Genomic DNA, 23,909 nt, shown 5'->3' with positions numbered 1-23,909 from the left:
ATCAGCCTTTGTATGTGGCCATTAATTTTTACCACCTCACAAGTTAGCTACATCGATTCGGTATTAAATGAAGTAATGTACTACGATGACGAATTTCTTTATACGGAGCTTGAAGCAGCAAATACTTTTCATTTTATGTATGTTAATAGCACATACAACAATAAAACATACTATGCAGGACGAGAGGTAGCTAACCCGATGTATTATTTATCTGGTCAGGTTTCATATTTTAATTCCAAAGGATTTTTTGTTGGATTTGGCACCAGCTCGGGTACTTGGTTCAGTACCAATGATGATGCTCACTATAACAATGCATTGGTTGTAGGATATGGTAAAAGTTTGAAGAAAGTCAAATGGTTAAGGTACAATATCTCTTACAGTCGTTTTTTTGGAATTAACCAAGGGCTGAACTTCTCCTCTACATATAGCAATAATGCTCACTTTGGATTTGGAACTAAATTCAAATGGATCGGCAGCAGGGCAGGGGTCAATATTTTATTTGGTAAAGCAACAAAAGCTACTTTTAGTTGGGATTTATATACCAACATTACAATTGCAAAAATGAGTGCATTTAAATCTATTAAACTTGAGCCTGAATTATCTTTTTTTTATGACTCAGAAGAAGTTGAGCAGGTTTCGGATATTAACCAACAAACCAGCTATGCCAATAAATTTGGATGGATGAATACCGAGTTAAATTTACCAATAACATTCAACCTAAATGATTTTGATGTTGAATTAGCTTACACAATCAATTTGCCTCGATCTCTTGATCTAAATTATTCATATGATACAACTAATCTCTTTACTATTTCAGTTGGTTATATTATAAGCTTATAATATAACCAACTTTAAATTCTAAGTATTTCTTAATTGAGCAATAGTATCAGCAACTGCTAAAATGATGGCTCCAAGTACAATGGTCACTACGGCGAATAAAAAAATCTTAACTACTATCATGGTCATGAGATTTAAAGATTACTAATATTTTGATAACTTTTGCAATCTATGTACCAAAAGAACGGCTGCTCTTATTCCTTTAACTTACTTTAGTTTTTATCTGCAATTGTTAAGATTTTTGTTAAAGCATAAAAACCTCTTCCTTGTAAGAGATTGATATAAGTTGGAGAATTAACGTATATCTAGTATTTTCGGGTAAGGCATGTAGTATGTTATACATTTTACCCTATGAAAATTAAGACTGCACAATTCAGTTTCTCCATTATATTCTTATTTTTTGTTTCGTTAGCAACTGCTCAAAAGCTTGGTATACCCGAGTTAGAATTTTTTAATAGAAGGCAGTACAAAGCTGCAACACAGAATTGGAAAATCAGTCAGAGTAATAGCGACCTGCTGTATTTTGGCAACAATGACGGGTTGTTGGAATATGACGGTGTTAGTTGGCGTTTGCATCGTGAGATGGGGGATTTTATTGCACGAAGTGTTAGCTGCATTGGAGATAAAATCTACACAGGCGGTTATAATGAATTCGGTTACTTTCAGTACGACTCGTTGCATCACTTACATTATAAATCATTGACAACCCGGCCTGAATTAAACGCAGTTGGTAATATTTGGAATATCTATCACTTTCGCGGTCGAGTCATTTTCCAATCGGAGATTGCCTTATATATTTTTAAAGGAGATCAGCTTGAGACAATAGTTAAATCAAAATCCAGGTTCTCTTCTTCTTTTATCGTTAATGATATGTTCCTGGTTCACGATGAACAGCAAGGACTGTTAGAACTAAGAGGCAATAATGCCTATCCGGTTGTTGGTGGAGTTCGGTTTGCAGGTAAAGATATTACTTCAATTATGGCAATTGATACTGATAAGATTGTTATCTGCACAATGAAAGAGGGTATGTTCCTTTGGAATATGCAAAGCATTGAACCTTGGTTAGTACCGGCCAATGACAAGCTTAAGGAAGCCAATATTTTTTGTGGAATCTCTTACGAAGATAAGTACTTGGTATTTGGAACTATCCAAAATGGCTTGTTGATTACTGATTTAGATGGAGATTTGGTGATGGAGGTTGATAAGGACAAGGGACTGGTTAATAATACCGTACTTAGTTTGTTTGTGGATAAAGAGGGAAATATCTGGTGTGGATTGGATAATGGAATTTGCAGAGTGAACCTGAAATCAGGTATCTCATATATAAGCGGGTATTATGATTTAGGAACAGGTTATGTAATGGATCGCTATGAGGATAATTACTATTTTGGAACCAACCAGGGATTATTTCGGATTAGTGAAGAACATTTTAATAATCCGGTTAAGGATCGATCGCACTTTGAAAAAGTTGATGGGTCTGATGGGCAAGTCTGGTCCATATATAAAGATAAAACAGGTGTATTGTGCGGACATAATATTGGCGTATTAGAGCTCAATAAAGGCAAAGCAAACCTTATTACACCTTCATCTGTCAATGGAGTTTGGAATTTTATCAATATAGAAAACCAACCTGATTTAATGTTGGCGGGAACTTACAATGGTTTTATTCTTCTGAAAAAAAATAGAAGTAAATGGACATTTGTGTGCCATGTAGAAGGATTTATTGAATCATCTAGATTTGCAGTGTGGGATGAGGATGGGAAACTTTGGGTTTCTCATGGCGACCTGGGTATTTATCAGCTAACTTTTAGTGAAGATTATAAGAAGGTAGAAAAAGTTAAGGAATTTGAATTTTCAAGTTTTCCCGGAAATAAAACCGGCATTGTATCAAAAGTAAATGGACGATTGATTTTTACTGGTGCCGGAGGATTTTATAGGATAAATACAGAAGGAGTTGCAGGAAGAGAAACTCGTTTTGATACATTTTTTGAAGAAGGGAATTATCCTTACAAACTAATTGAGGATCGATTAGGAAATATTTGGTTCTTTATTGATGACAATACCGGGGTATTGAGGTTATTGGAGGATGGAACTTATAAAAAGATTGTATTTCCATTCCTACCACTTGAGCAGAAACTGGTTTCTGCATTTGAATCAATATATGTAGCTGATGACAATAATGTGTTTTTTGGTGTAGAAGATGGTTTTGCTCATTACAAGGCTTTGGATAACAGTAATTTTAGATTGCCTTTCAAGGTGCATTTGCGCTCCTTTAAAGGAATAACAGATAGTATTGGATTTATTATTCATCAAACAGATAAAGCGGATAAGGAGCAGTTAATAACACCTGAATACGAGTTTAGAAAGAATGCATTCGAAATTAGTTATGCAGCTACATTTTATCAGGGTAAGGATATTCAATATTCTACAGAGTTAACTGGAGCAGATTATCAGGTGTCAACGTGGAGTACACGAACAAATGTCCGGTATATTAAATTAAAAGAGGGCGAATATAAGTTTACGGTTAGAGCAAAGAACAGATATGGAATAGAAGCGCTTCCTTTAAGCTTTTATTTTAAAATCCATCCTCCCTGGCATCGCCATTTGTATGCTAAGATAGGGTATATGATTTTGGTATTGCTTATTGCCGTTGTTGTAATATATATTTTTAATCGTCGAATTGAGGCGAGCCGTCAAAGAGAAAAACTTAAGCAAAGGCAGCGCTATAAAGCGAGAGAAGAACATCTAACTAATGAAGCTTTACGAGCAGAAAAAGAGATGATTAGATTACGCAATGAAAAGTTGCGAAATGAGATGCTTTTTAAAGAAAAGGAGTTGGCTAATTCTACAATGAACATCATCCAGAAGAATGAGTTTTTAGCTACCGTTAAAGAACGATTAATGAGAATTAAATCCTTGAAAGATACTTCAGAAATAGCTCATAAACTGGAGTTGCTGATAAAAAAAATAAACAAGGATTTGGACAGTGAAAGCCATTGGGAAGTTTTTGAGCTGCACCTTGAGCAAGTGCATGAAGATTTTCTGAAGCGTTTGAAGATGAAACATCCCAACCTAAACCCGCGTGAACAGAAACTTTGTGCATATATTCGAATGGGTATGTCCTCCAAAGAAATTGCGGTTATTATGAATATCTCCTATCGGGCGGTTGAAAATAATCGCTATCGATTACGACAAAATCTGGATTTAGAATCCGGCGATAATTTGTCAAAGTATATCAATAGTATTTAAACAAGAGATGCTGATTTATGTTTTTGCCAATATTGAAAAGTTAATAAATGTGTATTGTGGTTTGTTGTTTTAAAGTATATGAATGAGTAGGAGAATGGAGTTTTTATTTTGTTGCAATTCTTCTTAAATATGTTGATTACTAGTAATTAATGATTTTCATTGTGAGTTATTTGTGAGTTTTTATGAGTTGGTTTGAGAGTTTTAAGTGTGTCATAATATTAGGAAAAATTAACAGTTGGGCCGTAAGTTTGATCCATCGAATATTTAAATCCATTTATTATGAAACACGTATTAGGGATTTTTCTCTTTTTACTGACGCTAACAAGTCAGGCACAAGAATTAACCGTTGCAGGTAAAGTGACGGGGACTGACGGAGCTCCTGTTCCTGGGGTTAGTGTCATTATAAAAGGCACTACCATTGGAACGATTACTACCATTGATGGTGACTTCTCATTACAAGCCAATATGGGCGATGTGATCGTTTTTTCATTTATTGGAATGAGTTCACAGGAAATCACTGTTACATCATCAATAATTAATGTCGTTTTAGAAGAAGAGCTAACCGATCTGGATGAAGTAGTAGTTGTTGGTTATGGTGTTCAAAAGAAAAGTGTAGTAACTGCAGCAATAAGCAGTGTGTCTGCCGAAGCACTTGAAGCAGCAACACCTTCAAGAATTGAAGATGTATTAAAAGGACGCGTTTCTGGTGTTCAGATTACTCAAAGCTCTGGACAACCAGGATCTGACTCAAAAGTCCGTATCCGCGGTATTGGTACTATTAACAACAGTGAGCCATTATACATCGTTGATGGTATGGCTGTAGATGGCGGTATCAACTATTTAAATCCATCGGATATAGAATCTGTAGAAGTATTAAAAGATGCAGCATCAGCGGCCATTTATGGTGCACGTGCTGCTAACGGAGTTATTTTGGTAACCACCAAAACAGGGAAGTCAGGAAAAATGAACATTTCTTACGATTTCTCTTACGGTTGGCAAAATCCATGGACCAAAAAGGCAGTGCTGGATGCAACAGAATACATGGTGTTAATGAATGAAACTAACCTAAACGATGGTTTGTTACCTATTTATTCACCTGAAGAGATTGCGGCAGCAGGAAAAGGTACTGATTGGCAGGATGAAACTTTTAATTATAATGCTCCAATCCAGAATCACCAGGTGAGTTTAAGTGGTGGAAGCGACAATGCCAGTTACTTTGTGTCATTTGGTTACTTTGATCAGGATGGAATTGTCGGAGGTAACTATGGACGTTCAAATTATGAGCGTTATAGTATACGTTCGAATACAACTTATAATGTATTTGAAAAAGAGCGCGCCCTATTAAGTAAATTCAGGGTTGGGGTTAATGCCGGATACTCGCGGATTAAAAGTTCAGGTATTGATACTAATTCGGAGTTTGGTTCAGTATTAGGTAGTGCTTTAGCAATGAGTCCATTGGTGCCTGTTTATGCCGAAGATCCGGATGCTGTATTGGCAGAATATCCAACAGCGGTAACTGATAGAAATGGTCGTGTATTTTCACTTCCTCCATCTGGATTTCAGGAAATCGCAAATCCGGTTGCAATGCTACATGCCCCAACAATCAGTGAGGGTAACTCAGATAAATTTGTATCCACTTTCTGGGGCGAGATAGACCTATATAAAGGTATTAAGTTTAAAACCAGTTATGGAGCTGACCTTGCTTTTTGGGGCGACGATGGTTACACTTACCCATATTATTTAACTTCTCAAGGTAAAAATACAGAACAAAGTAGTGTGTCATCGAGCATGAACCGTGGCTTTACATGGCAGATAGAAAATACTTTATCGTATGCAAAGTCAATTAACGAGAAGCATAACTTCGCCGTGTTACTGGGGCAATCAGCACGTGAATATACCTATAAGAATGTGGGTGGTATTGATTATGATCTGCTAGAATACGTACCATACAAATCAATTATAGATTATGCCATTGGTGATCCGGATGATGAGCGTGTATATGGCGGTACTGGTGGAACAACTGCAACTACACTGGCATCTTATTTCGGTCGTCTTGATTATAACTTCGATGAGCGATATATGTTCCAGGCGAGTGTTCGTCGTGATGGATCTTCACGCTTTGGAGCCAATAACAAGTGGGCTACTTTCCCGTCAGCTTCGATTGGTTGGAATGTGACGAATGAAGGATTTATGGAAGACAGACCTGAGTGGTTTGATTACTTAAAAATCAGAGCAAGCTGGGGACAGAATGGTAATGAGCAGATAGGTAACTTTGCTTACACAAGTCTGATGGATGGTAACCAAAATTACTATTTCGGAACAGGCGATAATGAAAAACTTCAATATGGAAGTAGTCCATCACGTATTGCCAACCCTGATATTATCTGGGAGGAATCAGAGCAAATTGATATAGGTTTTGATTTGCGTTTATTCAAAAGCAGGTTGGCTGTTGGTTTCGACTATTTTAGAAAAGACACGGAAGGAATGTTAATGGAACAACCAATTCCAAATTATGTTGGAAAAGGTAAACCTATTGCCAATGTTGGCGATATGCGTAACTCAGGTGTTGAAATTGAGTTGTCGTGGAAAGATAATATTGGAAGCTTCAAATATGGAGTCTCTGCCAATGCATCTTATCTGAAAAACGAACTGATTAACTTAGGTAATGAGTCAGGTGAGATTTGGTTAGAAAATGCATTTGGTATCGGAGATTTTGTTCATGGGCAGAACGGCGAAGCATTTCCACATTTCTATGGTTACGAGACAGCTGGAATTATCCAAAACCAGAGCGAACTAGATGCTTATCTTCCTACTTATGCGATTTCTGGTGACAAAGATAAGATTGGTATTGGAGATGTTCGATTTGCTGATACCAATGGAGATGGTGTTGTTGATGAGGATGATCGTACCATTATAGGTAAAGGTACACCAGACTGGACCTTTGGTATTAATATTGATGCTGAATACAAAAACTTTGATTTGACCATGTTCTTCCAGGGAGCGCTTGGTGGTGATATTTTCGATTATTCAACAAGGAGCGATATTCCAAGAATGAACCTACCTGCTTTCATGTTAGATCGTTGGACAGGAGAAGGAACTTCGACCAATCTGCCAAAGTTATCTACTAAATCATATGGTTATAACTGGAAAGCTTCTGATCTCTATGTTAAAAGTGGAAACTACATTCGTCTTAAAACCATTCAGTTAGGATATACAATTCCACAATCTATTTTAAGCGCTAACTACATTCAGCGATTCAGAGTATTTGTGTCTGCAGAAAACTTATTGACTTTTGCGAGTTACGAAGGATTTGACCCTGAGATTGCTTCAGGCGGATATAACACCATTGGTGTTGACCGGGGAATCTACCCTCAATCAAGAACCATTTCAGTAGGAGCTAACATTACTTTCTAATTTGTAAGAACTGATATCATGAAAAATTATATAAAAGGAATACTCTTAGCATTGTTAGTAGTCTTGTCCGCTTGTGGGGATGATTTTCTAACGGTGCAGCCAACTGCTTCTCAAGAAGCCGGAGGTCCGGCAACCGAAGGGGCGATATTATCTAACCTTGGTGCCTGTTATCAAATTCTGTTGTTCGACAGTTATGCTGACTTTAACTACAATAGTATTGTCCTGATGTCCGACTTAATGTCTGACGATATATACAAGGGTGGAGGTAATGCCGGTGATCAGGCTATGTTATATAGTTTGTCGCAATATAGTGCATCAGCCGAAGAGACTCCAGCCGGACTCTGGAATATCTATTACAGTGGATTGAGCCGTTGTAATAATGCTATTATTGCTTGCGAAAATGCTGTTGATGTTGATGAAGAAACATTGGCTCAGCTTAAAGCAGAAGCTCATTTTCTGAGAGCATACTTTGTACATTGGTTATGGAAGTTCTGGGGTAATATCCCTTACTTTGAAACCGAGCTGGAGCCACCTTATATGGCACCTCAATATACGGCTGATCAGATTTATGCTGAGATTATAGAAGATCTGGATTTTGCGATTGCCGATGATAAGTTACCAATGCGAACCAATGAAACGAATCATGGACGGGCAACTTTGGCTGCTGCTATGATGTTAAAAGCTCGTGTGGTATTGTATCAGGAAGATGCATCCAAATATGGAGAAGTAATGACTGATATGCAGCGTATTTATGCTGAGGGTGGATTTACTTTACCAGCTTATGCTTCTATCTGGGATCGTGAAGGTGAGTTTGGAAATGGTTCTATCTTTGAAGCAAACCATCTGCCGGAAGGTAAAGACTGGGGAGAAGCCTGGACAGGTTTTGGAACCAACTTACCGGAATTTATTTCAGCAAACGAGTTAAAGGGCGAAGACCTGTTATCCGGCAATGACTTTTATAAAGGTGGTTGGGGATTTGGCCCTGTGCGTTCAGAAACGGTAACCATCTTTGAAGAAGGAGATGTTCGATTGGCTGCTTCAATTAATCAATATGCGGCAGGTTCATATGTTGAGCGTTTCCAGAATACAGGTTACTTTATGGCCAAATATGCTGCTCGTGAGGACTATAATGATGCACCTTATGGAGAGCCATTAAACTACGAAAACAACGTTCGTATTTTCCGTTATGCCGAAGCTCTTCTTAATACAGCTGAATTAATGGTTATGCATGGTGTTACCAGTTCAGGTTCACTGACTGCGCAAGATGCTTTGGATATGATTAGAACGCGTGCCGGTTTAGTATCAATCCCTGCCACAGAAGAGAACATCAAGTTGGAACGCCGGCGTGAATTTGTAGGTGAAGGTATTCGTTACTGGGATTTGGTTCGTTGGGGCGATACTGACCTGCTGACCGATGATAATCCTGATTTCTCATCAACCAGAAGCTGGACAGAGAATAAAAAGTACCTGCCAATTCCACAGACGGAAATTGACAGAACTGAAGGCGACTTTAAACTTGTTCAAAATCCGTATTAACCAGGTTTGTGTTTAATCCAATTAAAAAGAATACCATGAAAAATATGATAAAATCAGGATTAAGCTTTCTTATGGCAATCGTGCTTTTAGTCAGTTGTGATCCAAATGAATTTGATAAATCAGGCTTAGGATTAAATGGCTCTCCTGCCGAAGGAGACATGAGTTTTACCATAACTCCTAAAACAGATGACCCATTTAGATTTACCTTAACTAATAATACGCCTACCGAGGGAATGGTGTCCATCGTTTGGGCTTTGGGAAATGGTACCGTTCTGCAGGGAAGCCAGGTAGAAGCCTATTATCCGCTTCCGGGAACTTACGATCTTACATTAACAATCACTGCCAATAATGGTCAGTCAACATCAAAAGTTGAACAGGTTATTCAAACCGAAACAGATTATAGTTTCCTGGATAGTCCTGTAATTAACTTCCTTTCAGGCGGATCGTCAGCTGTTGATGGAAAAACCTGGGTAGTTGATAGTTTATATAGAGGTCACTTTGGTATTGGTCCGGCAGATGGTACAACTCCGGATTGGTGGGCAGCTAATCCGTTACAGAAGTCGAATGGGGGTACATATGATGATAAATTTACCATCAAATTAGTTGAGTTTGTATTTGATTTTCAAAATAATGGGGATTCCTATGTAAAGGATTACCAGATTGATAATCCGAACTATTCTAATGGTTATACAGGTCCTGATGAAGGCGATGCAGATTATATTGTGCAGTTTACACCTGCTGCAGCAACCTGGTCTTTGACAGAGCGCGACGGTGTTAATTACATCACATTGTCTTCGAGCAAACCATCTTTCTTTGGTTTCGATTATGGTGGAAATTACGAATATCGTATTGATTTAATCAACGAAGATGAATTACACTTAAGTACTATTGGAGGCGATGGTAATCGTTGGTTTAATATTCTTGTTCGCGATGGTTACGAGCGTCCGGTCATTGAAAAACCATTGGAAGCTAAAGATGTGATGGATGACTTTGAAGGCAATGGAAATATTGATTGGTTGCAGGGTGAGCTGATTAAATTTGAAACCATTAACAATTTTGCACCAGTACCAATTAACGAATCAGCAAACATTGCACTCTATCAAAAAGGAGAAGGTCCGTTTGAAGCATTGACCAGCGTCTTTGAACATCGATTTGATTTATCGGAGCGCAACGTGTTTAGTATGAAGGTGTTTATGCCTCAGTTTAATGATTATGAAACAGAGTGTCAACCGGATTGGATCACCTGGATACCAAATAAAAAACTACTGCCACAAGTTGATCTGAAGCTACAGGATTCTAAACTGGGTGGTGATGCATGGACAACGCAACAGGTGAGAACCGTTGTACTAACTGACGATCAGCTTGGCAAATGGGTTGAAATAACATTTGACTTTAGCGATGTCTCTGATCGTACAGATTTTGATCAAGTGGTTGTTCAGTTTGGTATGGAAGGACACTGTAATGGTGGAATATTCTATATGGACGACTTTATGCTGAATCAATAGTATTCTGAATGATTTTTCAGATTAGTGCATCGAAAGATGCACTAATCTTTTCTAACTCAACCATCAATTATTGATCGAGATGAATAACTTCTATATCATCACCAAATTATTTGTTTTGTCTTTGATTCTGCCGGCCTGCTTATCATGTAGCAAGGATGATTCGGACAAACCAACTTATGAAGCTGATTTCACATTTGAAATTGATCCGGCTACCAATGAGGTAACTTTTCAAAACCAATCGAGCGGTGATTACCTTTATGTGGAATGGGATTTTGGTAATGAACAAACCACCGGAAAGAGTACTGAAAAAAACAAAGTTCACACGATCTATTATCCAAAGAAAGGAGAATATGAAGTAACGCTTAAAGTTTGGGGAAATCTAAATACATCTGCTGACACTAAAGTAGTGACCAAAACAATTAGTATAGAGGCTGATGATCCTGATTATGTTGATCCGGAAGGTTTAATATGGTCAGATGAGTTTAATAACGCAACCATTAATGCAGCTAACTGGACCTTTGAAGTGGGGCATGGCGATTGGGGTTGGGGTAATAATGAGTTACAATATTATACCAATGGCGATAATGCTGAGATTGTCGATGGTAAGTTGGTGTTGACAGCCAAAAAGATTAATGATGATAAGGCTCAAGGCTCATACACTTCAACACGTATGATTTCGTGGGGCAAGCAGGAGTTTACCTACGGACGAATTGAGGCAAGAGCCAAGCTGCCTTCAGGAACCGGGATTTGGCCGGCGATCTGGATGTTGGGAGCTAATCTTGATCAGGTAGGATGGCCGGCATGTGGTGAAATTGATATTATGGAATATGTTGGTTTCGAACCTGATGTTGTTCATTCGACGGTGCATTGTACAGCTGGTTCAGGAGCCAATGGCAATGGTAGTTCAAAAGCATTGGAAACAGCCGAAGAAGCATTTCATATTTATGGTTTGTTGTGGACCGAATCTGCCTTAACATTCTATGTTGATTCACCTGATAACGTAGTACATGTTTACTCACCAGCGAATAAAGATGAAACGAATTGGCCTTTTAATAAACCTCATTTTTTCATTTTAAATGTTGCAGTTGGAGGTACATGGGGCGGTGCTCAGGGAATTGATAACACCATATTTCCTCAATCCATGGAAATCGATTATGTCCGTGTTTATGAACTGGACGAATAGAATCAGCCATTGCACATAGTCATGAAGTTATTCATCAATGTCATATTACTTATAATGCTGTTATCCTGTCAAACGGATGGCTATGAATTGGTATGGTATGATGAATTTGATTACGATGGATTGCCAGATACTACTATGTGGAGTTATGACACTCAGGGCAATAACAAGCAATGGGGAAATAACGAGTTACAATTTTATACGCATGGTCAACCAGAAAATGTATGGGTTCAAAATGGTAAACTATTTATTAGTGCATTGCAAACAAATGATCAGGACAAGCCATATACTTCCACCCGGCTTATAACCAAAGGCAAAGGTGAATGGACATATGGAAAGATTGAAGTATGCGCCAAATTAGCTGGAGGTAAAGGAGCCTGGCCTGCCATATGGATGTTGCCATCAGATGATACTTATGGACAATGGCCGGCAAGTGGTGAAATTGATATAATGGAGTATGTTGGTTATGAAAGTGATTCAGTATACTCAACAATTCACAGTGGTGCATATAATCACATTGAAGGGACACAGAAAACTTCAGCAACATTTGTGTCCGATGCCGAATCAGCTTTCCATGTTTATTCGCTGGAATGGTCAGAAAAAAGTTGTCAGTTTTTTATAGACGGACGCAAGCACTTTGAGTACAACAAAGGAGCAAAAGCTACAAGTCATGAATGGCCTTTTGATCAGTCTTTTTATCTGATATTAAACATTGCAGTTGGTGGTGATTGGGGCGGTAAGTATGGGGTTGACGAGTCTATATTCCCTTGCACTATGGAAGTAGACTATGTTAGAGTCTATCAAAGAAACTAAGCCTTACAATAAGGCAGTCAGAAACAAATAATGTAGATACAAAATGAAACTATCGAGATATTTAACTGGCATAATCATAATAGCACTTTCCGCTTGGGCATGCCAGGTGCCAGATAATCAGGAAGTAAATTCAGAGTTGGAAAGCAAGATAGAGAATCTATTGAAACAAATGACTCTGGAAGAAAAGGTTGGTCAGATGAATCAATATAATGGATTCTACGATGTAACTGGACCTGCTCCATCAGCAGGTGATGCTAAAAATAAATACGACCATATTAAGAGAGGTTGGGTTGGTTCCATGCTAAATGTCAGAGGGGCCGGTGAAGTGAGAAAAATGCAGTCGCTGGCAGTCGATAGTTCGCGCCTTGGTATTCCCATGATCTTTGGTTTTGATGTGATTCATGGGCATAAAACACTATCGCCCATTCCTTTGGCTGAGGCAGCAAGTTGGGATTTGAAAGCAATAGAAAAATCGGCTCGTATTGCAGCCATTGAAGCATCTGCCGAAGGACTTAACTGGACATTTGCCCCGATGGTTGACATTTCACGTGATGCACGCTGGGGTCGTGTTATGGAAGGAGCGGGTGAAGATACATACCTGGGTTCCAAAATTGCGGTTGCTCGTGTAAAAGGTTTTCAAGGTGATGACCTAAGTGCTAATAATACTCTTGCAGCCTGTGCCAAACATTTTGCAGGTTATGGTTTTGCCGAGGCAGGAATGGACTATAATACGGTTGATGTGGGTTCTGTAACTTATTACAATGTGATCTTTCCTCCTTTTAAGGCGGCTATAGAAGAAGCAGATGTGAAGACATTTATGAATTCATTTAATATTGTAAATGGTGTTCCGGCAACAGCCAATAAATATCTGCAACGCGACATCCTAAAGGGCGAATGGGGTTTTAAAGGTTTTGTAATATCGGACTGGAGCAGTGGCCTTGAAATGATTGACCATGGATATGCCAGGGACCTGGAACATGTAGCAGAGTTATCAGCTAACGCAGGGTCTGATATGGATATGGAATCGTATGCCTATGTCAAGCATCTGGCAGCACTAGTTAAGGCAGGAAAGGTTGATGTGAATGTTGTAGATGATGCGGTTCGTCGTATCTTGCGTGTTAAATTCGAATTAGGCTTGTTTGATGATCCATATAAATACTGTGACGAAGCACGCGAAAAAGAATTGATTTATCATCCTGATCACATGGCGGCAGCTCTGGATATGGCAAAGAAATCAATCGTTTTACTTAAGAATGAAAATGATATTCTTCCTTTAGAAAAAGGCAAACAAAAAATTGCTGTTATCGGTACTTTGGCCAATGATAAAGACAGTCCGTTAGGCAACTGGCGAATGGCAGGAGAAGATAATACGGCTGTATCTGTATTAGAAGGCTTGGATGCTTATGGCGTTAACTATAAATATGCTGAAGGAGCTAAGTTAATTACAGGCCCAACAAGTTTCCCGGTTGAATTAGAGGTTAATACAACAGATAAGTCAGGGTTTAAAGAAGCTGTCAATTTGGCCAAAAAATCCGATATCGTTGTGATGGTATTGGGCGAGCACGGATTACAAAGTGGAGAAGCACGTTCAAGAGCTCATCTGGGATTACCAGGTGTTCAGCAGGAACTTTTAGAAGCAGTTTATAAAGTCAATAAAAACATTGTCTTAGTGCTAATGAATGGACGTCCTTTAGCTATTACATGGGCTGATGAACATGTTCCTGCTATAGTTGAAGCTTGGCAATTGGGGACGCAAACAGGTCATGCTGTAACGCAGGTATTATTTGGGGAATACAATCCATCAGGGAAATTACCAATGACATTCCCGCGTCATGTTGGACAAGTGCCTATTTATTACAACCAATTTAGAACCGGAAGGCCTGGTCCAAAATCGGAAGTATTCTGGCCACATTATATGGATGATAGCGAGAAGCCATTGTATCCTTTTGGTTATGGTTTGAGTTATACCCAGTTTGACTATTCTGACTTAAAAGTTGAAGTAGTGGGCCAAAATAAAGTTGAGGTTTCAGTCAATATTAGAAATACAGGCAATGTAACAGGTGAAGAGGTTGTACAGCTTTACATTAACGACAAAGTGGCAAGTGTTGTTCGCCCTGTAAAAGAGCTCAAAGGATTTGAAAAAATTAGTTTGGAACCAAAAGATTCTAAGCAAACTAGCTTTACACTAGGCGATAAAGAACTTGGGTTTTATGATGCCGAAGGAATGTTTGTTGTGGAGCCGGGTGAGTTTAAGGTGTTTGTTGGTACCAGCTCTGCAGAAGGTTTAGAGGCAGAGTTTGTTTTAAAATAATTGAGCATGGATTGGCTGGGTTTTACATCGGTAAGCGCCAGCCCTTAACCCTATAAAGTGTAAGGCTTAACCTTAGAGGGCATAGGGTTTAAGCTTAGAAGATGTAAACTTTAACCTTACGATTTTCATAATTTGTAGAATAAAAAAAAGCGGACTGGCCGGAGAGGCACTGGTCCGCTTTCTTTCAATTTCCCGATTAGCAATATCTTAATAAAAGACTGAGTATTTTTTATTTAACAGCTTCTACTTTATAGCCTTTGGCTTTGAGTAAGTTGATAACGCCATTATCACCCCCTAAATGCCCTGCACCAACAGCAAAAAAACAGGTTTTTTCTTTCATTGATTCAGCCATTACCGGTATCCAGTTTTTGTTACGACCATCCAGTAAAAATTCACCAAAATCTGCCATTTCTTCCTGCTCAAGCATCAGCTTGTATAAACCAAATACGTCTTGTGCTTTATAATGATCTACTATTTTGACGAACAGCTCTTTATCTTCTTCAATGTTCTTAATTCCATCCGTTAACAACTCTAATTGTCGCTCGTAAGGAATGTTGTCAAAAATGGCGAATTGCTCTTCAACTGTTTCAAGTCCCATTATCGGAAGCTCCTTTTCCTTAGCCATCTTCAATAGCTCCATCTCATATTGTGCGGGCTGCTTACATTCAAGTCCCATAGTAACGGCAATCATTGTTGATAAAGCCCAAGGTTTCATAATGCCCATTTGATCGATACCCACGCCCATAGCTTGCACCAGTGCATCGTTTACCAGTTTAATATCTTCTTCGCTCAAATCACCTTTGATATTCTTCATTTGAGGATTCACCATTCCCGTTTGCATTTTTTGCATCAGCGTAGGGTCGGACATATCCACTTCCAACACCAGTTTCTCGCATTGTTCCATTGAAGCTGGCAGATTTTCAGGTATAAAAAAGTCATCAGGACAGATCAGGTGAATGGTTCCAAAAAGGTAAGAGGGTTTCTCAAGGTCGTTACCCGATATTTTCCACAGCAGAGAGTTTTGACCAAAGGTTAAGACTACAAGAAGTAGTAAAGTAGTCGTCGTAAAAAGCTTCTTCATTAGTTTAGTTTTAAATGATGTGTTTGATTAATAAAAAAAGACTTGAATATAATGAATGTTTTGAAGAGAAGAAGCGAAAGTGTTAAAAAATAAAATTCCACACTAATACTGTTAAGAATTTAATTCACCTTGATTATGATGACAAAGAGATTTTATTGCAATCTGAATCTCAAAAATTATATCGAACTCAGTATCCCATGCTCAATAGCGCAACATTCAATAAACTAATGGATTTCCCCCTTGGCGAAGGGGGACGGTTTGTAGTTTTTTATAACTATTTAAGAATTAGGGGGATTGCTTTTTAGTTAGATAGAAGGTTAATAGGAATGGTAAAAAAAATATGCCCCGTTACAGAAATTAATCCGTAACGGGGCATTATTGTTTGTCAGTAGGTATAAAGTATAATTTATTCTCCCAGCATCATGCGGATAATTTCTTTATCGGTTTCGCGCATACCAACGCTACCCAGGCGTCCAATATTTTTAATAGTGTTTTCAACACCTTTTACCACAATGCCATCGCCACCATAAAACTGCTGGCCGTTTTTATACATGTGATATCCGAGTATACCGGCTTCAACAGCCGATGCAATTTTACCAGCGCATGAAGGTTTGGCACCGTCGCACACAATACCCGATACAATAGCCAATGCGTTAACAATTGTATGAGCAATCTCTTTGTAGCGACCACCATGTAAATAAGTGATACCTGCTCCTGCACCTACACCTGCCGATACAGCTCCACAAAAGGCGGATAGACGTCCGATACCTGTCTTCTGGTGGATGGTTACAAGGTTAGAAACCAACAAAGCACGATACATTGTTTCTTCGTCCACTTTAAGCTCTTTGGCATATTCAATAACCGGAACAGAAGTAGCCAATCCCTGGTTGCCACTGCCTGAAACGATCATCACAGGCAGTTCGCACCCACTCATACGGGCATCGGAACCTGCTGCAGCAAAGGCTTTGGCACGAACTTTAATGTCATTCTCACCCCAGGTTTTAAGTAAGACCGAGCCTACATTGGCACCCCAATTTCCTTTAATACCTTCATTGGCAATAGCAGTGTTGTATTCAATCTGCTTTTGCAGAGCCGTTTTAACGGTATCAATATCTACTGAATCGGCAAATTCCACAATATCTTCAACGGTCATTATTGTGCGGTCGGTCTTATGCTTGGTATTCAGATCGTCACAATGGTGATTGTATAAAGTCGTTTCGCCATCTTTAATAATACGAACAATATTTGTGTGGTAATGTGATATCTGCACTGAAGCGTGCGAATCACCGGCATAGACATTTACAACCATATCGAATATGATACCGCTGGACGACGCCACTACTTTTACCTCATTGTTCTGAAGAAAATCAGCCATTTGCTTTCGCTCGTCATCATTGACCTCGGAAATAACCTGTAGCACTTTATCGGCATCACCGGCAATAATACCAGCAATGGCTGCCGCTTCAATGCCCTTGAGGTTACCTGTGTTAGGAACTACTACACTTTTAACATTTTTGATAATGTTATCACTGGCTTCCACCAGTACACGATCGGGTAGTTGTCCCAGTATTTTGCGTGCCATGGCTCCTGCATAAGCAATTGCAATAGGTTCGGTACAACCCATGGCGGGCATTAACTCTTCGTGTAATATATCGATATACGCTTTGTATCGTGTATCAGATTTAGTCATATTAATTCTACAATTAGTTCAGATATACCAATATTGATGGGGCGAAATTAAATGCTTAATGATGCACAGAACATGATTATTGGCACGCCAGCTTATTTGTTGAGGTTTTTTAACATTAGAGTCATCGTATTTCTACAAATGGAAACACTTACCTTATTGAGATCAAAACTTGCTTAGCATCTTTGAGATGCTTAGCAAGTAAGTTTCCGAGCATTAAAACTTACATGATTTAGGGAAGCACCAACAGCAATGAAAAATCCGCTTAGCGCTTTGGATGCGCTTAGCGGGTTTGAGACTTTCAGAAAAAAAGCCGCTCGATAATGGAGCGGCTTTCAATATAATTGCATTTAGTCTATTTCTTTACCGCCGGAGTCGAAAAGGGAGGAGGCGTTATCGGCTTCTTATCCTTTAGCAGTGATAAGGCTTCTTTAACAGCTCGTTCCAGTTGAGGGTCAATCCCTTTTTCCATTGAGGCTGCATCCATCCTTACATCAATGGTTGGGGCTATTCCCGTATTTTCGCCCACCCATTCGTTGTTGATCGGATCGAATACAGCATTATCGGGAGCAGTAAGTGCACCACCATCAACCAATCGATAGTGAACGGACGACTTAACCAAACCACCCCAGGTGCGTGCACCAACAACAGGACCAATCTTTTGCTGCTTAAAGGCCCAAGGGAAGAAGTCGCCACCCGATCCGGCCATTTCGTTAATCATCAATACTTTTGGTCCTTTGATTCCGGCTGGTAACAGAATTGGCGATCCATTGGGTACCTCATTGGTAATAGCTGCACGAAGATCACGCTTCATCAGGTCAACCATATAATCATCGAGCAGACCACCGCCATTGAATCGTTCATCAATTACAGCACCTTGCTTATCCTGCTGAGCAAAGTAGTAGCGGTTAAAGGATATAAATCCGGCACTTGAAGTATTAGGAACCCAAACATAGGCCAGTTTGCCACCAGACAATTTATCCACTAGACGGCGATTATCTTCTACCCAGGCACGCTGGCGAAGAGCTCTCTCGCTCGAAATTGGTTTTACTGTAATTTTCCAGCTTCCTTCAAACGATGGTTTGCTGTTGATGTGCAACACAGTCTGAACACCACGTGTACCATCCAGATATTTGAAAGGATCATGTTTAGAACTAAGTTCTTTGCCATTGACACCTACCAGGTAATTTCCTTCACTAACTTTTAATCCGGGACGTTCGAGTGGACTTGATAATTCAGGATTCCACACTTCCGTGGTGTAAATTCGTTTAATCTGCCAGCGTGAATCATTGACCGCTAAATCAGCTCCCAGCAATCCTACTGATGCGCTTTCAACTTTAGGCATATCACCGCCAAATACGAAGCTGTGACCAACCGATAACTCACCATTCATCATGTCCAATACGTAATTGAGATCGCTGCGATGCTGAATATAAGGCACCAGTGGTTCGTAACGCCTGTAAACCTCGTTCCAGTCGCGACCGTGCATATTAGGATCGTAAAAGAAGTCACGCTGATATCGCCAGGCCTCTTCAAACATCTGTTTCCACTCCGCATGACGATCCAGTTTTGTTTTCAGATCAACTTTCAGAGTTTTCCCATCTTTGCCATTAGGCTTGCTGGTGGCCATTACTTTCCACGATGAACCCATTTTGGCCAGCATTTGTTTGCCATCGGCTGAGATCGAAACAGAACGGGCTCCTGACACAAACTCTTTTGCCTTACGGTCTTTCAGGGTGAATTTCTTAATTATATTACCTTTTGGCGCAGATTCGCTGATAAACACGGTTCCTTCCGGTCCAGCTAACATATATTGGTACGATTTCTTAGGCATTGGCATGGCGATAATTCGGCTCTCAATACCGTTAAAGTCAATCTTTATACCCTCATCTTCTTTAGCCTCCTCGTCTTTATCTGACTTTTTCTTTTTATCCTTTTTGTCCTTCTTTTCTTTGTCGTCCTCCTTGTCTTTCTTATCCTCATCCTTCTTCGCTTCTTCTTCATCACTACGTGGCTCAAAAGGCGACTTGTCTTCTTTAAGAAGGTTAATCACATAAGCGCTGTATTTGGCATTATCGGGCGACATCACACTGGTGTTCACATAGCTCGATTTCAGTCCTAAATCGGTACTGGCTAAGAAATACAATTGCTTACCATTTCGATCCCATGCAGGAGAGAAGGCATCTGCCATAGCATTGGTAACAGGTCTGGCACTATTATCTTTTAAGGACCAGATATGGATACGACGGAAGTTATTGGCGCCTGCTTTAGCATAGGCAAGGAACTTAGAATCTTTTGACCAGGTGATTCCCATGCTGCCACGTTCAAAGTTATTGCCGGCTACATCAGCAGTTTTAATGGTTTTAGCTGCAATGTCCAACACGCGGATGCGTACATCATCATCCACAAAGGCAATGTACTTTCCATCGGGCGACCAGCATGGTTCCCAAATCATTTTGGATTCGCCAATACTGATGCTCTCCACTTCACCAAGCCCATCCTGGTTGGTAATCATTACTTCATAACGGCCATTCTTATCAGAGAACCAGGCGATTTTATCTCCTTTGGGCGACCACATAGGTTTGCGCTCGGCAACCATTGAATTACTGGTGATATTACGCACATTTCCATGTTCGAGAGGTACGGTGAATACTTCACCACGGGCTCCCATAATGGCGCGTTTTCCACTTGGCGACAAGCTGGCAAAATCTACTTTCTTGCTCAGATCTTCCCATTTGGTTTCTGCCCATGGAAAATCACCCACTACCTTGATGTCTAATTGGGTTGTGGATTGTGTATTGATGTCATATAGATGAATGTAGCCATCCTGTTCAAATACCAATTCGTTGTCACGACCCGTCACGTATTTGATGTCTGTTTTGTCAAAGCTGGTTATTTGCTTTAACTCTTTTGTTATCGTAGAATATGACCATATATTACTGACCCAGTCCCTATCTGAAAGGAAGTAAATATTGTCGCCCATCCAGACTGGCTGAATATCAGTGGTGCGTTCATTGGGTATCAGTTCTTCTTCCCAGGTATCCATGTTGAGGATGGTTAATGGAGTGTTCTGACCGCCTCTGTAGGCTCGCCATTCCACATCCCAACGTCGGATTTTATCAATAGCCATCCGTTTACCATCAGCAGAGTAAGAGGCTTTGGTTCCCCATTGCTTTGTCAGCATTGTTGAAGGGCCACCATCTTTACTCACTGTCCAAAGTCGGTCGTAGATCGATGGGGCTGTTTCGCGGGTTGAAGCATAAAGAATGTGCTGTCCGTCAGGAGTCCATCCTCGCACTTGCGAAGTTGCCGGATACCACGTAAGGCGTTGCGCACTGCCACCGCTGGCTGGCATAGTATAAACGGCATCAATACCATCGCGGTTGGAGGTAAAAGCAATGGTTTCACCATCAGGTGAAAAGAAAGGATCTTTTTCAACTGCAGGTGTGCTGGTTAAGCGGGTTGCTGTACCTCCTTTTTTAGCACATATCCATAAATCACCGCCATAAGCAAAAACAATTTGTGTTTCGCTGATATTTGGTTGTCGAAGTAAACGTGTGCCTTCGGCTTTCAGTAAAGATGGGAATAGAAAAAGGGCTGTAAAAAGTCCCAGAATCATCTGGTAAGATGACGTAAAGCGTTTTTGTGTCATGTTTTAGATTTAAGGTTTTCGACAAATTATAAGGTTTAACTATAAATGGAAACAAATGTTGTTTAAGCAAAAGAAGTTCTAAAGTAGGTATTTTAAAATTGTGTAACAAGGAGATTAATATCAGCTAATTATTATTTTTGTTTGATTTTATAATGGCATTTGAATAATCAATAACTGATCTTACAACCCCTGCTATATGACACAAACAAGTATTCGAATTAGCGGATTGCGAAAATCCTTTGGTAAAGGCAATAACCAAAAAGAAGTTCTTAAAGGAATCGATCTGGAGATAGAAAGTGGAAAGATAATTGGCTACATCGGACCAAATGGAGCAGGGAAAAGCACAACTGTAAAGATTCTTTGTGGCATCCTCACGTCGTTTACAGGAGATATAGAAGTGATGGGAATTCCTTTAAGGGGGAACGATTTGAGTGTTAAAAGCAAGATTGGTTATGTACCGGAAAACGGTGCCCTTTATGAAGCGCTAACACCTAATGAATATCTCAACCTTGTTGGTACTTTATTTAATATGTCTCAGGATTTGATTACTGAGCGAAGCACCTCTTTACTGAAATACTTCGAGATGGATAAGCATGCTGATCAGCGCATGGATACATTTTCGAAAGGAATGAAGCAAAAGATACTGATCATCGCAGGCTTGATTAATAATCCTGATATCCTGTTTCTGGATGAGCCTTTATCCGGTTTGGATGCTAATTCGGTGATTCTTGTAAAAGACATGTTAACGCGCCTGGCTCAACAAGGCAAAACGATTTTCTATAGCTCACACCTGATGGATGTTGTAGAGAAGATATCCGATCGTATTATCCTGATTGATGATGGTAAAGTGATTGCTGATGGCACTTTTGAAGAGCTTCAGAAGGATAGCAAGGTATCGCTGGAGCAATTATTTGCACGCCTTACCAATGGCGATAACAAGGTGAGTGAAACCAGTGTATTGGATGATGTTTTTAAAAATTAAGAGATGACCGCAGTAAAACAACTATTAGTGTCGCCTCTTAATATTCTTTTAAGAGCTTTAGGGGTAGACATCTCGCATTTCTGGACTTTGCTAGGTGCTAAGTTAAAGATGGATTTCAGAAGACCGCCCAATAGTTTTCAGTCGGCCGGTAAGAAGCAAACCATGCTAAAACAATTGTTTATATATGGCTTTTTAGGAGCCATGATTGTTATTGGTTTGTATCGTGTCAATGACTTGATGCTGCAACTATCTGTCTTTTTTGCATTTCTGATTGTTTTTGAAGGTACCATTTTATTAACCGAATTTACAGCGGTGCTCTTCGATGAGAAAGAGAATCAGATTCTGCTGCCACGACCTGTTTCTGCACGTACACTATTATTGGTTCGTCTGGCACATATTCTCGTTTATATGAGTAATATTGCCTTTGCCTTAAGCTTAGCTTTTACCATTTACCTTGCCTTTACATACGGTTGGTTAGCTTTGGTATTTGTGATAGCTGTGCTTTTGTGCGCCTGGTTTACTTTAATACTGGCTGTTGGCTTTTACATGGGTTTATCCCGTTTTGTGAGTGCCGAACGCTTTAAAGACGTCTTGAATTATTTCCAGATAGGATTGGCAGTTATCATCATGGCAAGTTATCAGTTGGTGCCTCACTTTATGGAAGATGCCAATGTGGAGTCGCTGATGTTTAAGGAAGTATGGTGGGGATATTTATTACCTACCGTATGGTTTGCCGGTTTTGTCAAGTTATTTGGTGGAATGGGATCAGGTATGGAAGTGATCTTAGCAATAATAGCGATTGCGGCCATTGTTTTGGGAACCTTCCTTTTAATACGTGCCTTGTCATCGGGTTATACGGCCATACTTTCCGAAGCCGGAACCGGATCATCGAAGAAGTCTAAAGTTGTGACGGCAAAAGCACAAAAAGGATGGAAAAATAAACTGATTGCTCTGTTTTGCGTGTCGGAGGTGGAGAGAACAGGCTGGCGTTTAACCATGAGTCATGTTCGAAGTGACCGGAAACTCAAACAACAGGTATACCCGATGTTCGCCTATAGTTTAATTATGGCCCTGGTATTTTTAAAGCCGGACATTAAGGATTTCTCAGGTTATTTGGCGGAGTTATCAGATTCTTCAAAATACCTGTTTTTTGTTCTGACTGGTTTCTTTGGCACAGTTGGTATCTCCGTTATTCCATTTACTGACACGCCCAATGCGGCATGGGTATATGAAATGGCAGCCACCAATAAGAAATACCATATTCAATCAGGAGCCATTAAAGCAATGTTATTTACCTTTTACCTGCCTTTGCAGATCTTGTTTTTAATACCCATAATATGGATTTGGGGAGTGCATGTTTTACCTTATGTATTTCTGGGAAGTGCTTTAACAGCTATACTTAGTATTCTGCTTGTGCGTATCCAGGGTAATCCGTTGCCATTTTCACAGGCTCGGGAAATGGTTAATAAAGGCGAATACACTTTACGAATGTTCCTTGGAATGTTCCTTATCGGATTGATCATCGGATTGGTTTACCTTATTTCACTGGTTCATATAGGAGTTGGTATTGCTTTGTGTGCTTTGATGCCGGTGTTGATATCTTTAAGTTATCGCGCTATTCGCAGGCGAAATGTTTAGAAACTTATTTCTAATTGTTATTGT

13 protein-coding genes are annotated in these 23,909 nt (G+C 39.7%); 10 read left to right on the top strand and 3 right to left on the bottom strand.

Annotation, left to right across the window (positions count from 1 at the left end):
- The first annotated feature begins 12 nt into the window (after positions 1-12).
- From AC4MRQ_RS02605 to bglX, 8 genes are all read left to right on the top strand, one after another.
- Positions 13-840, top strand: coding sequence for a hypothetical protein (locus AC4MRQ_RS02605; protein ID WP_491196080.1), 828 nt, complete (start codon positions 13-15; stop codon positions 838-840).
- Between the two features lie 348 nt (positions 841-1,188).
- The gene (locus tag AC4MRQ_RS02600) at positions 1,189-4,086 is read left to right on the top strand and encodes a two-component regulator propeller domain-containing protein (RefSeq protein WP_491196079.1); all 2,898 of its coding nucleotides are present in this window, start codon (positions 1,189-1,191) and stop codon (positions 4,084-4,086) included.
- Positions 4,087-4,365: 279 nt separating this feature from the next.
- Complete coding sequence (locus tag AC4MRQ_RS02595; RefSeq protein ID WP_491196078.1) at positions 4,366-7,500, top strand: SusC/RagA family TonB-linked outer membrane protein; 3,135 nt, start codon at positions 4,366-4,368, stop codon at positions 7,498-7,500.
- 18 nt (positions 7,501-7,518) lie between these two features.
- Positions 7,519-9,036, top strand: coding sequence for a RagB/SusD family nutrient uptake outer membrane protein (locus AC4MRQ_RS02590; protein WP_491196077.1), 1,518 nt, complete (start codon positions 7,519-7,521; stop codon positions 9,034-9,036).
- Positions 9,037-9,071: 35 nt separating this feature from the next.
- Positions 9,072-10,541: a PKD domain-containing protein gene (locus AC4MRQ_RS02585; protein ID WP_491196076.1), complete on the top strand. Its 1,470-nt coding sequence runs from the start codon at positions 9,072-9,074 to the stop codon at positions 10,539-10,541.
- A 79-nt stretch (positions 10,542-10,620) separates the two neighbouring features.
- Positions 10,621-11,724: a family 16 glycosylhydrolase gene (locus AC4MRQ_RS02580; RefSeq protein ID WP_491196075.1), complete on the top strand. Its 1,104-nt coding sequence runs from the start codon at positions 10,621-10,623 to the stop codon at positions 11,722-11,724.
- Between the two features lie 21 nt (positions 11,725-11,745).
- Positions 11,746-12,534, top strand: a complete 789-nt coding sequence (locus AC4MRQ_RS02575) for a glycoside hydrolase family 16 protein (protein ID WP_491196074.1) — start codon at positions 11,746-11,748, stop codon at positions 12,532-12,534.
- A 43-nt stretch (positions 12,535-12,577) separates the two neighbouring features.
- Complete coding sequence (bglX, locus tag AC4MRQ_RS02570; protein ID WP_491196073.1) at positions 12,578-14,845, top strand: beta-glucosidase BglX; 2,268 nt, start codon at positions 12,578-12,580, stop codon at positions 14,843-14,845.
- A 229-nt stretch (positions 14,846-15,074) separates the two neighbouring features.
- On the opposite strand, the gene AC4MRQ_RS02565 is transcribed toward bglX, so the two are convergent.
- The 3 genes from AC4MRQ_RS02565 to AC4MRQ_RS02555 form a co-directional block, all read right to left on the bottom strand.
- Complete coding sequence (locus AC4MRQ_RS02565; RefSeq protein ID WP_491196072.1) at positions 15,075-15,926, bottom strand: TraB/GumN family protein; 852 nt, start codon at positions 15,924-15,926, stop codon at positions 15,075-15,077.
- A 406-nt stretch (positions 15,927-16,332) separates the two neighbouring features.
- On the bottom strand, positions 16,333-17,616 hold the full coding sequence (locus AC4MRQ_RS02560; RefSeq protein WP_491196071.1) for an L-cysteine desulfidase family protein: 1,284 nt from the start codon (positions 17,614-17,616) through the stop codon (positions 16,333-16,335).
- 352 nt (positions 17,617-17,968) lie between these two features.
- Positions 17,969-21,265 (bottom strand): S41 family peptidase, encoded by a 3,297-nt coding sequence (locus tag AC4MRQ_RS02555; RefSeq protein WP_491196070.1) that lies wholly within the window; start codon positions 21,263-21,265, stop codon positions 17,969-17,971.
- A gap of 196 nt (positions 21,266-21,461) precedes the next feature.
- Between AC4MRQ_RS02555 and AC4MRQ_RS02550 the strand changes: the two genes are divergently transcribed.
- Entirely contained in the window at positions 21,462-22,247 is a 786-nt protein-coding gene (locus AC4MRQ_RS02550; RefSeq protein ID WP_491196069.1) for an ABC transporter ATP-binding protein, read from the top strand.
- A 3-nt stretch (positions 22,248-22,250) separates the two neighbouring features.
- Complete coding sequence (locus AC4MRQ_RS02545) at positions 22,251-23,885, top strand: hypothetical protein (RefSeq protein ID WP_491196068.1); 1,635 nt, start codon at positions 22,251-22,253, stop codon at positions 23,883-23,885.
- Positions 23,886-23,909 lie beyond the last annotated feature (24 nt).

The sequence above is a fragment of the Carboxylicivirga sp. genome (genome assembly GCF_982718395.1).
Note: the sequence above shows the minus strand (reverse complement) of the source record. Positions and strands in the feature narration are given on the sequence as shown.